Source organism: Leifsonia sp. (genome assembly GCF_051955155.1).
In the GTDB taxonomy this organism is placed as follows: domain Bacteria; phylum Actinomycetota; class Actinomycetes; order Actinomycetales; family Microbacteriaceae; genus Leifsonia.
Genome location: NZ_JBQCGZ010000079.1, coordinates 21,167 through 35,132, shown reverse-complemented (window position 1 = coordinate 35,132; position 13,966 = coordinate 21,167). Strand labels below are relative to the sequence as shown.

Sequence of the window (13,966 nt, the reverse complement as noted above, 5' to 3'; positions counted from 1 at the left end):
ACTGCGGGAGGGGCGGTCCCCCCACCACCCCTCCCGCACCGCGGAGACACAGATGACAGGCACAGACCGATGACAGGCACAGTCGCGAGCGCCACCCGGGAGGCGGCGAGCGAGCTCCAGGCGGCCCGGCCACGCGCCAGGGCGACGAGCAGGAGGTTCAGGAGAGAAGGACGGGCCGGCTACCTCTTCCTGGCGCCGTCGCTGCTGTTCTTCACGGTCTTCCTGATCCTGCCGTCGTTCTTCGCGATCTTCCTCTCGCTCTCGCAGTGGGGAGGATACGACCTCACGCAGATCCACTTCATCGGCGTGAAGAACTACGGCGACATCCTCAACTTCAACAGCACGTTCGTCTCGCCGATCCTGGTGAACACCCTGGTGTTCGCGGCGCTCTCGGTGATCCTGGCCGTCGGCGGCTCGCTGATCGTCGCCCAGTGCATCGAGCGGCTGAAGTTCCAGGGGTTCTGGCGCTTCCTGTACTTCCTGCCGGTCGTCGCCACCGTCGTGGCGATCGGAAACGTGTGGAAGATGATGTACCAGCCGTCCGGGCTCATCAACGGCCTGCTGAACGCGCTGCACGTCAACTCGATCGGCTTCCTGTCCGATCCCAAGATCGCGCTGCCGTCGGTCGCCGTGGTGCAGGCGTGGGCATCCATCGGCGCGGCGGTGCTCATCCTGACCGCCGGTATCAAGGCGATCGACCGCAGCGTCTACGAGGCGGCCGAGCTCGACGGGGCGAACAGCTGGACGACGTTCTGGGGGGTGACCCTGCCGCTGCTGCGACCCTCCCTGGTCTTCGTCTTCATCACCCAGTGCATCGCCGGACTGCAGTCGTTCGCCCTGATCATCGTGATGACGAAGGACGGCGGCCCGGTGAACTCGACGAACGTCGCCGCGTTCGAGATGTACCAGCAGGCGTTCAAGTTCGGTGCCTGGGGAACGGCGAGCGCGATGGCGATGGTGCTCTTCCTGATCATCTTCATCATCACCCTGATCCAGCTCTGGGTCAGCCGACGAGCGGGAGACGACGACTGATGAGCACACTGACGAGCCGGACGAGGCCGCAGAGCCGGCCGCGGACGGGCCGCCGCAACAAGCGCGTGCGCACCCCGTGGTTCTCCTACATCGTCGTCGCAGCCGGCGGTGTCGCGATGGCGCTGCCGTTCTTCGACATGGTCTCCAGCTCCTTCAAGGGCTCCGGCGAGTACGGGATCCTGCCGTACCACTTCCTGCCGCAGGACTTCACCTGGAGCAACTACGGGGCCGCGTTCGAGGAGCTGCAGCTCGGCAAGCTGTTCCTGACCAGCGTGATCGTCACGGTCGCCGTCACGGCGTCCGTGCTGATCACCTCTGCGATGGCCGGCTATGCCCTGGCCAAGCTGCGCTTCCGCGGCAGGGACGTGATCTTCCGGTTCATCCTCGCCACGATGATGCTGCCGCCGTTCCTGCTGCTCATCCCCGACTTCCTGATCATGCTGAACTGGCCGCTGGTCGGCGGGAACAACATCCTCGGCCAGGGCGGCGACGGCGGCATGACGACGAACATCGTCTCGCTGATGCTGCCGTTCCTGGTCAGCGGCTTCGGCATCTTCCTGATGCGGCAGTTCATGGTCGGCGTGCCGAACGAGATGCTGGAGGCGGCGCGCATCGACGGCGCCGGCGAGTGGCGGCTGTTCTGGAGCGTCGTGCTGCCGCAGGCGAAGCCGGTGGCGATCACACTGGGCCTGATCACCTTCGTCGGCCAGTGGAACGAGTACATCTGGACATCGCTGATGGCCTCCACGAACCCGGACCTGATGACGCTCCCGGTCGGCATCCAGCTGCTGCAGAGCTTCATCGACCCCAACCGGACGATGCCGATCGTGATGGCCGGCATCGTCATCAGCACCCTCCCGGTGCTGATCCTGTTCCTCTTCCTGCAGAAGTACTACGTCAGAGGCGTCGTGCTCTCCGGCATGAAGTGAACACGCGGACGACGACACGAGAGAGACGAAAGAGGATCGCATGAGGACAGTGCTGGCCATCGGTGGGCACATCGGAGACATGGACCTGACGGCGGGGCCGACGCTGGCGAAGCTGGCGTTGGAGGGCACGCGCACGATCATCCTGGCCTGCACCTACGGGGAGCGCGGCCACCCGCGGCTCTCGCCGGACGAGTATCGCGTGCAGAAGGTGCGCGAGGGCGAGGAGTTCGCCGCGGGGATCGGCGCCGAGTTCCGGGTGCTCGACTACTCGGACGGGTTCCTGCCCGCGGACGATGAGGCGGCGAACCAGATCGCCGACATCATCCGCACCGAGAAGCCGGACACGATCATCACGCACTGGACGAAGAGCATCCACCGCGACCACGAGCACGCGGCGACCCTCGCGGAGCGGGCGCGGTTCCTCGCCTCGCTGCCGGTGGACAGCCCGCTCGGGCGGCACAGCGTCGCCACCTTCCTGCACGCGGACAACTGGGAGGACGCGGAGGGCTTCGACCCCGACGTGTACGTGCCGATCCCGGAGGAGGCCTTCCAGCGCTGGTCGGCGGCGATCCAGGGCCAGGCTTTCGCGCGCGGCGAGACCTACGGCTTCCGCTACATCGACTACTACACGGCGATGATGTCGGCACGCGGCTGCCTGGCGGGCGTCGAGCGCGCGTGCGGCTTCGCGCGCGGCGGCAGCTCGAAGTTCGAGCTCGCGGGTCCGTGAGCCCGGCGGCGGGACGGGTGCCGTCCGCGGACACCGGACGGCACGCCGTCGCGCGAGACGCCTCGCACTACCACCTGGTGCCGAAGACGGTCCTCGCGCCCGAGGACGCTCACGCCGTCGCCGCGGAGTTCGCGAAGGCGCGGGAGGCCGGACGGGCGATCACCTTCCGGTCGGGAGGCACGAGCCTGAGCGGCCAGGGCGTGACGGACGACGTCCTGCTCGACACCCGCCGGCACTTCCGCAGCGTCGAGGTGCTCGACGGCGGAACGCGCGTGCGCGTCGGGCCCGGCGCGACCGTCCGCCGGGTGAACGCCGCGCTCGCCAGGCACGGCAGGATGCTCGGCCCCGACCCGGCGAGCGAGGTCGCCTGCACGATCGGAGGCGTGCTGGCGAACAACTCCAGCGGAATGACGTGCGGCGTCGAGCACAACGCGTACCGCACGCTCGAGTCGCTGATCGTCGTGCTGCCGGGCGGCACCGTCCTGGACACCGCGGAAGCCGACGCCGACGCTGCGCTCGTCGCGGCGGAGCCCGGACTGCACGCCGGGCTGCTCCGGCTGCGGGACCGGGTGCGCTCGAACCCGGAGTCCGTAGCAACAGTGCGGCGGCTGTTCGCCAGGAAGAACACGATGGGATACGCGGTCAACGCGTTCCTGGACTTCGAGACGCCGGTCGACCTGCTGGCCCATCTGCTGATCGGCAGCGAGGGCACCCTCGGCTTCGTCGCCGAGGCGACGCTGCGCACGCTGCCGCTGCGCCCGGCCGTCGCGACCGGCCTGCTGGTCTTCGAGACGCTCGCCGCCGCGGCGGCCGTGGCGCCCGTTCTGGCCGCTGCCGGCTTCGCCGCCGTCGAGCTGATGGACGCGACCGCGCTGCGCGTCGCCCAGGGGCTGCCGGAGTGCACGCCGGACGTGGCGGCGCTCGATGTCGCCGGGCACGCCGCCCTGCTCGTCGAACTGCAGGAGCGCGACGACGAGGCCCTGCTGGCCGCCGCCGAACGCTCGGCCGGTGCGCTCGCCGAGCTCGGCTTCGCGGACGCGCTGAGCAGGGAGCCGGAGCGGCGCGGCGCGCTCTGGCACATCAGGAAGGGGCTCTACACCTCCGTCGCCGGCGCCCGTCCCACCGGAACGACCGCCCTGCTGGAGGACATCGCCGTTCCGGTCGAGCACCTGGCGGAGGCGTGTGAGCGGCTCACCGCCCTCTTCGAGCGCTACGGCCAGCGCGACGCCGTGATCTTCGGCCACGCCAAGGACGGCAACCTGCACTTCATGCTCACCGAGCGCTTCGACGGGCCGGCCGCGGTCGAACGCTACGCCCGCATCACCGAGGAGATCGTCGAGCTCGTGCTCGACCTGGGCGGCGCGCTCAAGGCCGAGCACGGGACCGGACGGGTGATGGCGCCCTTCGTCGAGCGCCAGTACGGGCCGGAGCTGTACGCGGTGATGCGGGAGCTGAAGGAGCTCGTCGACCCGCACGGCATCCTGAACCCCGGCGTCGTGATCACCGACGACGCCCTGGCGCACCTGCGCGACCTCAAGGCGACCCCCGCGGTGTCCCCGGTGGTCGACCGCTGCGTGGAGTGCGGGTACTGCGAGCCGGTCTGCCCGTCCCGCGACCTCACCCTGACCCCGCGCCAGCGGATCGTGCTGCTCCGCGAGATCGCTCAGGCGCAGGAGCGCGGCGACGACGCGCTGGCGGCCCGGCTGCGCGCCGACTACACGTACCAGGGGGTGCAGACCTGCGCCGTCGACGGGATGTGCGCGACCACCTGCCCGGTCGGCATCAACACCGGTGACCTGGTGCGCTCGCTCCGCGCCGAGGATGCGCACGGCGTCCCGGACGCGGCCTGGTCGGCGGCGTCGCTGGCCTGGGGGCCGGCGACGCGCGCGGTGTCCGCCGCGCTCACCGTGGCCGACGCGCTGCCCGCCCCGGCCGTCGCCGCGGTGACCGGTGCCGCCAGGGCGGTGCTCGGCGCCGAGCAGGTGCCGGCGTACTCGGCCGAGCTGCCGCGCGGCGGCCGCGGCCGCCGTCCGCGCCCCTCGCCGGACGCGGAGGCGGTGTACCTGCCCGCGTGCGTCGGCACCATGTTCGGCAGCGCCGACGGTCCCGACGTCTCGGAGGCGTTCCTCGCGCTGTGCGAGCGGGCCGGTGTGCCGGTGCGCGTGCCGGACGGGATCGGCGGGCTCTGCTGCGGCACGCCGTGGAAGTCGAAGGGCCACCTGTCCGGCTACGCCCGGATGTCCGATCGGCTGCGCGACGACCTGCTCGCGGCGACCGAGGGCGGCCGCCTGCCGGTGGTGTGCGACGCGAGCAGCTGCACGGAGGGGCTGATCGTCGCGCTCGGCGGGGCCGGCGTCCGGGTGCTGGACGCGGTCGCGTTCGCCCGCGAACGGCTGCTGCCGGCGCTCACGGTCACCGCGAGGGCAGGGTCGCTCATGCTGCACCCCACCTGCTCGTCCGTGCAGCTCGGCATCGACGCGGACCTGCACGCCATCGCCGGGGCGGTGGCCGAACGGGTCGACGTGCCGGTCGACTGGAACTGCTGCGGGTTCGCGGGCGACCGCGGGCTGCTGCATCCCGAGCTCACGGCGTCGGCGACCGCGCGCGAGGCCGCCGAGGTGGCGGCGGGAGAGCACGACCTCTACGCCTCGCTCAACCGCACCTGCGAGCTCGGCCTCACCCGGGCGACGGGCCGGCCGTACGAGCACATCCTGCAGCAGCTGGAACGCGCGACGCGCTGAGCGCCCCTCAGGCCGCCGGCGCTTCGCGCACCCAGCCGGCCGTGACGTGCTGCACGTGGGCGCCGTCCAGGTCGGAGAGCTTCACGCCGGCGAATCGGGCGGCGAGCTCGGAGGTCTGGACGCGCGCGGGCGGGGCGTCGTCGGTGAGCACCCCGACGATCACCTCGGCGACGCCCTCCGGCGTCTGCGCGACCGACGGGTCGAAGGCGGACGCCGTGCGGTCGAGGTAGGCGTGCAGTGCGGGCTCGTACGGCGTTCCGACGGCGGCAGGCGTCTCGTCGAGGCCGACGTTGGCGACGAACTCGGTGGTCACCGCGCCCGGCTCGACGACCGTCACCCGGACGCCGAGCGTCGCCGCGACCGGCGTGAGCGATTCGAGGAAGCCCTCGACGGCGAACTTGGCAGCGCAGTACGCCTCGTTGAACGGCTGCCCGACGACGCCGCCGACGCTGGAGACGGTGACGATCCGGCCGCGGCTCTCGCGCAGCAGCGGGAGCACCGCCTTGGTGACCGCGACCACGCCGAAGAAGTTGACCTCCATGACGGCCCTGACCTCGTCCAGCGTCTCCAGCTCGATCGTGCCGACGTGGCCGGCGCCGGCGTTGTTGAGCAGCGCGTCCAGCCGGCCGTACGTGCCGACGATGCGGTCGACGCACGCGGCGACCGAGCCGGGGTCCGTGACGTCCAGCGGCTGGATGTCGAGGTCGACGCCGGCGTCGGCGGCCGCGGAACGCAGCCGGCCGGCCTTGCCGGTGTCGCGCATGGTCGCGACCACCCGGAAGCCGGCGCGGGCGGCGGCGACCGCGGTGGCGAGGCCGATTCCGGAGGACGTTCCGGTGATGAGCAGGACGGGTTCGGTCATGCCGCCCAGTCTGGCACCGCGTCCCTCCGCCCGGCGTGCGGGATTCAGCGCCGGCGGACCGGGCGCACGCTCAGCGACTCCACGGTGCCGGAGGCGGGCAGGTCGACGGCGACGCGCACGGTCGCTGCGACCATCTCCGGGGTGATCGTGAAGTCGGTGTCGTACGCGTTGCCCTCCTTGGCGACGAGTGCGCGCTGCATGTCGGTGTCGACGCGGCCGGGGTGGATGCTGCTGACCCTGACCCGGCCGCGCTCCTCCTCGCGCAGCGCGTCGGTGAGCGCCCTCGCCGCGAACTTCGAGCCGGAGTACACGGCGCTTCCCGCGCCGCTGGCGAGGCCGGAGCCGCTGTTGATGACGACGACGATGCCCTCGGCGCGGCGCAGCGCCGGCAGTGCGAGCCGGGTCAGCTCGGCGACGGCGAACACGTTCACCTCGAACACGCGCCGCCAGGTCTCCAGCGTCGTCGCCTCCACGGTGTCGCCGTCCTCGACGCCCGCCGAGTGCACGAGCACGTCCAGCCGCTCGGGGAGCGCGGGCAGCTCGCCGCCGGTCAGCTCCGCGACGAACGGCTCCGCAGACGGCAGCGCGGCGACGACCGCGGCGACGGCGTCCGCATCCCGGCCGCCGACGAGCACGTGGTGGGTGCGGCCGAGCTCCTCGGCGACCGCGCGGCCGATCCCGCGGGAGGCTCCGGTGACGAGGGCGACGGGACGGGAGACGGCTGGGCTCGGCGGTGTCATCCTCCGAGCCTACGCGGGCAGCCCGCGACGGTCCGGTGTCGGTCGCGTCCCCTAGCATCGGCAGCATGGCCGACGAGAGCGCTCCACTGATCCTGCCCGACGTCGCCGCCTGGCGCGGGTGGCTGGACGCCAACGAGGACGTCTCGGACGGCGTGTGGCTGGTGCTCGCCAAGAAGGGTGTCACCGACCCCACCTCGCTCAGCTATGCGGAGGCGCTCGACGAGGCGCTGTGCTCCGGCTGGATCGACGGCCAGCGCAAGAGCAGGGACGACACCACCTTCCTGCAGCGCTACACGCCGCGCCGGGGCGCATCGCTGTGGTCGAAGCGCAACATCGGCATCGTCACGGCGCTCATCGACGCGGGCAGGATGCGTGAACGCGGCCATGCCGAGATCGAGCGGGCGAAGACCGACGGACGCTGGGGGCGGGCGTACTCTGGCGCCGCCACCATCGAGCTCCCGGACGACCTCGCCGCGGCGCTCGCCGGGTCGCCGGCCGCCGCCGAGCTGTTCGGCCGGCTGAACGGCGCGAACCGGTACTCCGTGCTGCACCGGGTGACGACCGCGCCGAGCGCGACCAGCAGGGCGAACCGCATCGCGAAGCTGGTCGGAATGCTGGAGCGCGGGGAGACCCCGCACCCGCAGTGACGACCGCGCGGCGGCTGGATACAGTTCCCCTATGCAGACACGGATCGCTGGCCAGGACGACATCGACGCGGTGACCACGGCGATCGCGCTCGCCTTTCTCGACGACCCGGTCTGGGGCCCGGCGCTCGCGAGCGCGGACGGCGGGACTTCGCACCTGGAGGCGTTCTGGCGGTTCTTCGTGGCCGGGGCCGTCCCGCACGGCAGGGTGTTCCTGCAGGACGGGCCTGCCGGCGAGGCCGCGACCGTCGCGGTCTGGCTGCCGCCGGGCGTACCGGAGCTGACCGAGGAGCAGGAGCGCGAGGTGGATGCGCTGATGGCGTCGACGCTCACGGCCGAGCGGTTCGCGGACTACCAGCGGCTCTGGACGCTCTTCGACGACGCGCACCCGCACGAGCAGGAGCACATGTACCTCAGCCTGCTCGCGACCCATCCCGACCACCGCGGCCGCGGGATCGGGCAGCGGCTGCTCGCCGACACCCTGGCCCGTTTCGACGCCGAGGGACTGCCCGCGTACCTGGAGTCGACCAACCCCGGCAACGACCACCGCTACGCGCGCGCCGGCTTCCGGCCGGTCGGCGGGTTCCGCTCGGTGATCGACCAGGCGGCGGTCACCACGATGTGGCGGGACGCGCGGCCCGTGTGAGCCGGGCGGGCGTCGCCCCCGCACGACCTGCGCGGGCGCAGGCGGGGTCTAGACGCGCGGCGGGCGGATGCGGGAGCCTCGGCGCACAGCCACCGGCGAAGGAGCCCCCATGAAGCAGAACCTGCCTGCAGCCGTCATCGCGTCCGCCAACCGCGCGCTCGCCGAGAGCCTGCCGTTCGCCGACGCGCAGGACTTCGAGGACGCCGATCGCGGCTTCCTCGGCACGCTCGACGACCCGGTGATCCGTGCGGCAGACGGGTCGGTGGTGTGGGACGCCTCCCGCTACGACTTCGTGACCGGGGAGGCGCCGGCGACGGTGAACCCGAGCCTCTGGCGGCAGTCCGCGCTGGTCGCCAAGCACGGCCTGTTCGAGGTGGTGGAGGGCGTCTACCAGGCCAGGGGGCTCGACCTCTCGGTGATGTCCTTCCTCGAGACGGACGGCGGCGTCGTGGTCGTCGACCCCCTGATCTCCCAGGAGACCGCGGCCGCGGCCCTCGGCTTGTACCGCGCGCACCGGGGCGAGCGGCCGATCGTCGCGGTGATCTTCACGCACAGCCACATCGACCACTTCGGTGGCGTGCTCGGCATCCTCGACCCCGAGGACGTGCACGCCGGGCGCGTGCAGATCGTGGCCCCGGTCGGGTTCCTGGAGCACGCGATCGCCGAGAACGTGTACGCCGGGACCGCGATGGGCCGCCGCGCCGGCTACATGTACGGCGCCGCGCTCGACCGCGGTCCCTCCGGTCAGGTCGGCGCCGGCCTCGGGCAGACGACCTCGACCGGGAACCCCGGCATCCTGGTGCCGACCATCGACGTGCGGGCGACGGGAGAGCGGCACACCTTCGACGGCCTGGAGGTGGAGTTCCAGCTCGCGCCGGGGACGGAGGCGCCGTCCGAGATGCACTTCCACCTGCCGCGCTACCGCGCGCTGTGCATGGCGGAGAACACCACGCACAACCTGCACAACCTGCTCACGCTGCGCGGCGCGCTGGTGCGCGACCCGCACGTGTGGTCGCAGTACCTGACCGAGGCGATCGAGCGGTACGGCGCGGAGACCGACGTGCTGTTCGCGTCCCACCACTGGCCCACCTGGGGAGCGGAGCGGGTCGTGCACTTCCTCGGCGTGCAGCGCGACCTGTACGCCTACCTGCACGACCAGACCCTGCGGATGCTCAACAAGGGGCTGACCGGCGCGGAGATCGCCGAGGACTTCCCGCTGCCGCCCGCGCTGGAGGCGGAGTGGAGCACGCGCGGCTACTACGGATCGGTCTCGCACAACGTCAAGGCGGTCTACCAGCGCTACATGGGCTGGTTCGACGGCAACCCGGCCCGGCTCTGGCCGCACCCGCCGCAGCAGCTCGCCACCCGTTACGTCGCCGCGATCGGCGGGCTGGATCGCGTCGTCGAGCTCGCGCGCGAGGCGTACGACGGCGGGGACTTCCGCTGGGCCGCGACGCTCCTGGACCACGCGGTCTTCGCCGCCCCGGACGCCGAGGAGGCGAAGGCGCTGCTCGCCGACACCCTGGAGCAGCTCGGCTACGGCGCCGAGAACGGCACCTGGCGCAACTTCTTCCTCTCCGGCGCCACCGAGCTGCGCGAGGGGAACTTCGGGACGCCGACGTCGGCCGACGCCCCGGCGATCCTGGCGCAGCTGTCGCCGGAGCAGCTCTTCGACGCGGTCGCGATCCGCGTCGACGGCCCGCGGGCGTGGGACCTCGACCTGGCGATCGACATCACCCTCACCGACCTGGGCCGCAGCTTCCGGCTGACGCTGCACAACGGCGTCCTGGTCACCGTGGAGCGCGAGCCGAGGGATGACGCCCAGCTGCACCTGAGTCTGACCAAGCCGCGGCTGCTGACCCTGGTCGGCGGCGACACCCGCCCGGATGGGCTGACCGTCGAGGGCGACCCCGGCGTGCTGGAGACGCTGACGGGCGTGCTGGACGCCGGCGATCCCGGCTTCGACATCGTGCTGCCGTGAGCCACCCCGCGCTCTCACGCCCTCCGCGCCGGCGCGCCCGCGCAGCGTGGGGCTAGCCAGAGGCGGCCGCGGGCTGCACACTGGGGCGTGCGGGCGCCCGTGCCGGGCGCGTGATCCTTCGGGGGAGGGAGACGCATGAAGCAGACGTGGTGGGGAGTCGTCGCGCTCTTCGGATTCGTCGCGGTGGCGGCCGTGGCCCTCTACGTGACCAATCCGCCCGGCCAGCTCGGGCTGGCGGTGGTGGACGCGGTGGTCGCCGCGGTCGCGCTGCTCGCCGCGGTCGTCGGCGCGGTGCTCCTGAGCGGCCCGGCGGCCGCCGAGCAGCCGTAGGCGCGCTGCGCCGCCGCGCGGTCCCTCAGCCCGCCAGCGCCTCGGCGACCGCCTGCTCCACCGTCAGCTCGCGGCCGGCCGTGATCGCCTCGGCCACCTCGGCCGCGTGCTCTCCGGCGAGCAGGTCGTCCAGGTAGCGCTGGTGGAAGGTGAACGTCGGGCCGTTGTGCAGACCGCTGCGCTCGCGGAGGGCCCGCGACGCTCCGGCCAGCCGGCCGGCGCGCTCCGCGTCGCCCGAGAGCGCGGCCACCGCCACCATCCCCTCCAGCCCGTACGCGATCCCCTCGACGTGGCCGAGTGCGGCGGAGACGGTGACGCTCAGCGCGAAGTCGGCCCTGGCGGCGGCGACATCCCCGCGCATCAGCTCCGTCCAGCCGCGGTGGTAGCTCGCGATCCGCTCGCCGACGCGGTCGCCCGCGTGCTGGGTGAGCGCGAGGCTGGCGGCGAAGTGGTCCTGCGCCTCGTCGAGCCTGCCCTGGCGGAGCGCGACCCTGCCGAGCAGCACGAGCGCCATCGACTCGCCCCAGACGCTGGAGACGCCGCGGAACAGCTCCAGCGCCGTCTCCATCACCTCGCGCGCCCGGTCGGTGTCCGGCTGCTCTCCCGCGAGCAGCGCGAGCGCGAGCGAGATCCGCGCGAGCCCCTCGCCGTCGGGATCGCCGGTGCGCCGGAAGAGGTCGGCGCTCTCGGTGAGGTCGGCGGCGACGCTGCCGTCCGGGTCCTTCCAGAACATGATGGTCCTGCTGAAGTAGAGCGCGATCGCGCGGGTATGGTCGGCGAGCGGATCGCGCGAGGCGAGCGCCTCGTCCATCCAGGTGCGCACCTCGCCGAGCAGGCCGGTCACCCACCAGTAGAGGTACAGGCTGAAGGCGAGCTGCGCCGCGCGGTCCCAGTCGTGGCCGTCGAGCAGGAAGCGCTCGGCCGCCCGCAGGTTGTCGCGCTCGTCGCCGAGCCGCTGCATCCACTCGCGCTGGCCCGGGCCCTTCAGGTCCTGGCGGGCGGCATCGCCGAGCGCGAGAAAGTAGCGCGCGTGCGCGTCGCGGACCGCCGGCTGCTCGCCGCTCGCCGCCAGCTGCTCCCTGGCGTACTCGCGCACGATGGCCTGCATGGAGAACCGCGGCCGGTCCTCCCCGTCGTGCTGGCCGACCAGGCTGCTGTCCACGAGCGCGGCGAGGCCGGAGAGCACGTCAGCGTCCTGCCCGCCGATGAACTCCGCCGCCTCCAGCGTGAAGCCGCCCTCGAAGACGCCGAGCCGGGCGAGCAGCAGGCGCTGGTCGTCGTCGAGCAGCTGCGTGCTCCACTCGATCGTGCGCCGGATGGTCTGCTGGCGCTCCGGTAGGTCGCGGGAGCCGCCGACCAGGACCGAGAGCCGGCGGTCCAGCCGGTCCAGCAGCTCGGCGGGGGAGAGCACGCGCACGCGTGCCGCCGCCAGTTCGATCGCGAGCGGGACGCCGTCCACCGCGTCGCACACCCCGGCGACGGCGGCGGCGTTGTCGTCGGTGATCTCGAAGTCCGGCTTCACCGCGTGCGCGCGCTCCACGAAGAGGTCGAGCGCCTGCTGGTCGGCGAGCGGGCCGACCTCGTAGCTCTGCTCGGCGCTCACCCGCAGCAGCGCCCTGCTGGTGACCAGGATGGCGACGTCGGGCGACGCGGCGAGCAGCGTCGTGAGCGCGGGCGCGGCGTCGAGCACCTGCTCGAAGTTGTCGAGGACGAGCAGGATGCTGCGGCCCTGCAGCGCCGTCGACAGGTTCTCCATGATCGGGGCGTCACCGGTGTCGCGCACGCCGAGCGCCTGCGCGATGCGGCTGGGCACCCGGGCCGGATCGTGCACCGCGGAGAGGTCGACGAACACGGAGCCGTCCTCGTAGTCCGGCGCCGCCTCCCGCGCCGCCGCGATCGCGAGCCGGCTCTTGCCGATGCCGCCGGGGCCGACCAGGGTGACCAGCCGGGTCCCGCCGCGCAGCATCCCGGTGAGCGCGGCGACGTCGCCCTCCCGGCCGACCAGCCCGGTGAGCGGGGTCGGCAGCCGGACCGGGTCCGCTGCCGCCTCCGCGCCCCGCTGCACCGGGATGGGCGAGGTGCGGCTCTGGTCGAAGCGCTCCGCGAGCAGGGTCGCCAGGTCGGCCTCGACCAGCCGGGCGAGCTCGCGCGGCGTCTCGAAGTACTTGTACGCGGCGCGGTCGTCGTTCCGGATGCGGTCGAGCAGCTCGCTCAGCCGCGGCTCGCGGTTCGTGGCGGGCGCCTTGACGTAGAGCAGGCGCGGCAGGTCGTCCGGGCACAGGTTGTACTCGTCCTCGAGGCCGGAGACGGTCTCCTCCGGCGCGACCCAGCCGTAGCGCTCCCAGTAGAGCCCGAGGAACACGTCGGACTGCTGCAGGTAGGCGCGGTAGAGCTCGCGCGGGGGATGCGGACGGGCGCCCAGCTCGAACATCACCGGCGCCAGGTGCAGCCGCTCGATGGCCGTCTGGGCGGCGCGGCGCTCGGCCGCGAGCTCCTGCAGGGTGGAGGAGACGAAGATCCGTAATCGCTGATCGGGAGTCCTGATTACATGAGGGGCGCTCATGTTATGTCATTGTGTGACGTCCCTATGCAAATGTACAGACTCACTTTGGCGCCTCCACCCCGCGGGGGCGGCCGGCGCTCACATGTCGCGGTAGCGCTTCGCGGCGGCGGCGGCCTCGCGCAGGCCGTCCGCGTCGAGCCGGACGACGTATCCCGGGGTGTCGCGCTGCACGCGCCAGCCCTCGGCGAGCGCGCCCAGATCCACCGCGTCGAAGCCGAACTCGTCGACCAGGGCGGCGACTCTGGCGCGGGCGTCGGGGTCGTCGCCCGCGACGGCGAGCGCCCGGCGGCCAGGCGTCCCCGCGGGAGCGCTCTCCGCGGTCAGCGCGGCGGCGCCGATGTGGTTGAACGCCTTCACGACGCGGCTCTGCGGCAGCACGGCCTGGAGCCGCTCCGCGACCGTCGTCGACTCGTCGTCGAGCTCCGGGATGTTGCCGTCGCGCTGCGGGTAGTAGTTGTTCGTGTCGATCACGATCTTGCCGGCGAGCTCGGCGACCGGGAGGGTCGCCTCGGCCGCGAGCGGGGTCGTCACCACCACGATGTCGGCGGCCGCTGCCGCCTCGGCGGGCGTGGCCGCCCTGGCGTGCTCTCCGAGCTCGCCGACGAGGGCGGAGAGCGTCTCCGGTCCCCGCGAATTGCTCATCACCACGTCGTACCCTCGCGCCACCGCGAGCCGCGCCAGCTGAGAACCGATGTGTCCGGACCCGATGAAACCGATCGTCGTCATGCCCCCTCCCAACGCCGTCCCCGCCTCCCCGATTCCCGCCTCCCA

At 72.5% G+C, this 13,966-nt stretch carries 12 protein-coding genes; 8 read left to right on the top strand and 4 right to left on the bottom strand.

Annotation, left to right across the window (positions count from 1 at the left end; genetic code table 11):
* Positions 1-69 precede the first annotated feature (69 nt).
* From ACTHMF_RS08010 to ACTHMF_RS07995, 4 genes are read left to right on the top strand one after another with little or no spacing between them, the layout of a single operon-like run.
* On the top strand, positions 70-1,032 hold the full coding sequence (locus ACTHMF_RS08010) for a carbohydrate ABC transporter permease (RefSeq protein ID WP_440317011.1): 963 nt from the start codon (positions 70-72) through the stop codon (positions 1,030-1,032).
* Entirely contained in the window at positions 1,032-1,961 is a 930-nt protein-coding gene (locus ACTHMF_RS08005; RefSeq protein ID WP_314149377.1) for a carbohydrate ABC transporter permease, read from the top strand. The genes ACTHMF_RS08010 and ACTHMF_RS08005 overlap by 1 nt, the downstream gene beginning before the upstream one ends.
* 40 nt (positions 1,962-2,001) lie before the next feature.
* Entirely contained in the window at positions 2,002-2,688 is a 687-nt protein-coding gene (locus ACTHMF_RS08000; protein WP_440317010.1) for a PIG-L deacetylase family protein, read from the top strand.
* 17 nt (positions 2,689-2,705) lie between these two features.
* Positions 2,706-5,429: an FAD-binding and (Fe-S)-binding domain-containing protein gene (locus tag ACTHMF_RS07995; protein ID WP_440317009.1), complete on the top strand. Its 2,724-nt coding sequence runs from the start codon at positions 2,706-2,708 to the stop codon at positions 5,427-5,429.
* Between the two features lie 7 nt (positions 5,430-5,436).
* Here ACTHMF_RS07995 and ACTHMF_RS07990 read toward each other — a convergent pair whose 3' ends face one another.
* Together ACTHMF_RS07990 and ACTHMF_RS07985 are read right to left on the bottom strand one after the other, a co-directional pair.
* Positions 5,437-6,291: an SDR family NAD(P)-dependent oxidoreductase gene (locus ACTHMF_RS07990; RefSeq protein ID WP_440317008.1), complete on the bottom strand. Its 855-nt coding sequence runs from the start codon at positions 6,289-6,291 to the stop codon at positions 5,437-5,439.
* Between the two features lie 44 nt (positions 6,292-6,335).
* Entirely contained in the window at positions 6,336-7,031 is a 696-nt protein-coding gene (locus ACTHMF_RS07985) for an SDR family oxidoreductase (RefSeq protein ID WP_440317007.1), read from the bottom strand.
* A gap of 65 nt (positions 7,032-7,096) precedes the next feature.
* Between ACTHMF_RS07985 and ACTHMF_RS07980 the strand changes: the two genes are divergently transcribed.
* The 4 genes from ACTHMF_RS07980 (at position 7,097) to ACTHMF_RS07965 (ending at position 10,632) form a co-directional block, all read left to right on the top strand.
* The gene (locus tag ACTHMF_RS07980) at positions 7,097-7,678 is read left to right on the top strand and encodes a YdeI/OmpD-associated family protein (RefSeq protein ID WP_440317006.1); all 582 of its coding nucleotides are present in this window, start codon (positions 7,097-7,099) and stop codon (positions 7,676-7,678) included.
* A gap of 31 nt (positions 7,679-7,709) precedes the next feature.
* Entirely contained in the window at positions 7,710-8,321 is a 612-nt protein-coding gene (locus tag ACTHMF_RS07975; protein ID WP_440317005.1) for a GNAT family N-acetyltransferase, read from the top strand.
* A gap of 109 nt (positions 8,322-8,430) precedes the next feature.
* Entirely contained in the window at positions 8,431-10,302 is a 1,872-nt protein-coding gene (locus ACTHMF_RS07970; RefSeq protein WP_440317004.1) for an alkyl/aryl-sulfatase, read from the top strand.
* Between the two features lie 135 nt (positions 10,303-10,437).
* Positions 10,438-10,632 carry a hypothetical protein gene (locus tag ACTHMF_RS07965; protein ID WP_314149625.1) on the top strand — a complete coding sequence of 65 codons (195 nt, stop codon included), beginning with the start codon at positions 10,438-10,440 and terminating at the stop codon, positions 10,630-10,632.
* A 25-nt stretch (positions 10,633-10,657) separates the two neighbouring features.
* Here the strand turns inward: ACTHMF_RS07965 and ACTHMF_RS07960 are convergent, their stop codons facing one another.
* Together ACTHMF_RS07960 and ACTHMF_RS07955 are read right to left on the bottom strand one after the other, a co-directional pair.
* Entirely contained in the window at positions 10,658-13,195 is a 2,538-nt protein-coding gene (locus ACTHMF_RS07960) for an ATP-binding protein (RefSeq protein WP_440317002.1), read from the bottom strand.
* 78 nt (positions 13,196-13,273) lie between these two features.
* On the bottom strand, positions 13,274-13,921 hold the full coding sequence (locus ACTHMF_RS07955; RefSeq protein WP_440317001.1) for an NADPH-dependent F420 reductase: 648 nt from the start codon (positions 13,919-13,921) through the stop codon (positions 13,274-13,276).
* Between the last annotated feature and the right edge of the window lie 45 nt (positions 13,922-13,966).

Coding starts and splice junctions, on each gene's coding strand:
- ACTHMF_RS08010 (WP_440317011.1), top strand. CDS start 70: ATGACAGGCACAGTCGCGAGCGCCACCCGGGAGGCGGCGAGCGAGCTC.
- ACTHMF_RS08005 (WP_314149377.1), top strand. CDS start 1,032: ATGAGCACACTGACGAGCCGGACGAGGCCGCAGAGCCGGCCGCGGACG.
- ACTHMF_RS08000 (WP_440317010.1), top strand. CDS start 2,002: ATGAGGACAGTGCTGGCCATCGGTGGGCACATCGGAGACATGGACCTG.
- ACTHMF_RS07990 (WP_440317008.1), bottom strand. CDS start 6,291: ATGACCGAACCCGTCCTGCTCATCACCGGAACGTCCTCCGGAATCGGC.
- ACTHMF_RS07985 (WP_440317007.1), bottom strand. CDS start 7,031: ATGACACCGCCGAGCCCAGCCGTCTCCCGTCCCGTCGCCCTCGTCACC.
- ACTHMF_RS07980 (WP_440317006.1), top strand. CDS start 7,097: ATGGCCGACGAGAGCGCTCCACTGATCCTGCCCGACGTCGCCGCCTGG.
- ACTHMF_RS07975 (WP_440317005.1), top strand. CDS start 7,710: ATGCAGACACGGATCGCTGGCCAGGACGACATCGACGCGGTGACCACG.
- ACTHMF_RS07970 (WP_440317004.1), top strand. CDS start 8,431: ATGAAGCAGAACCTGCCTGCAGCCGTCATCGCGTCCGCCAACCGCGCG.
- ACTHMF_RS07965 (WP_314149625.1), top strand. CDS start 10,438: ATGAAGCAGACGTGGTGGGGAGTCGTCGCGCTCTTCGGATTCGTCGCG.
- ACTHMF_RS07960 (WP_440317002.1), bottom strand. CDS start 13,195: ATGAGCGCCCCTCATGTAATCAGGACTCCCGATCAGCGATTACGGATC.
- ACTHMF_RS07955 (WP_440317001.1), bottom strand. CDS start 13,921: ATGACGACGATCGGTTTCATCGGGTCCGGACACATCGGTTCTCAGCTG.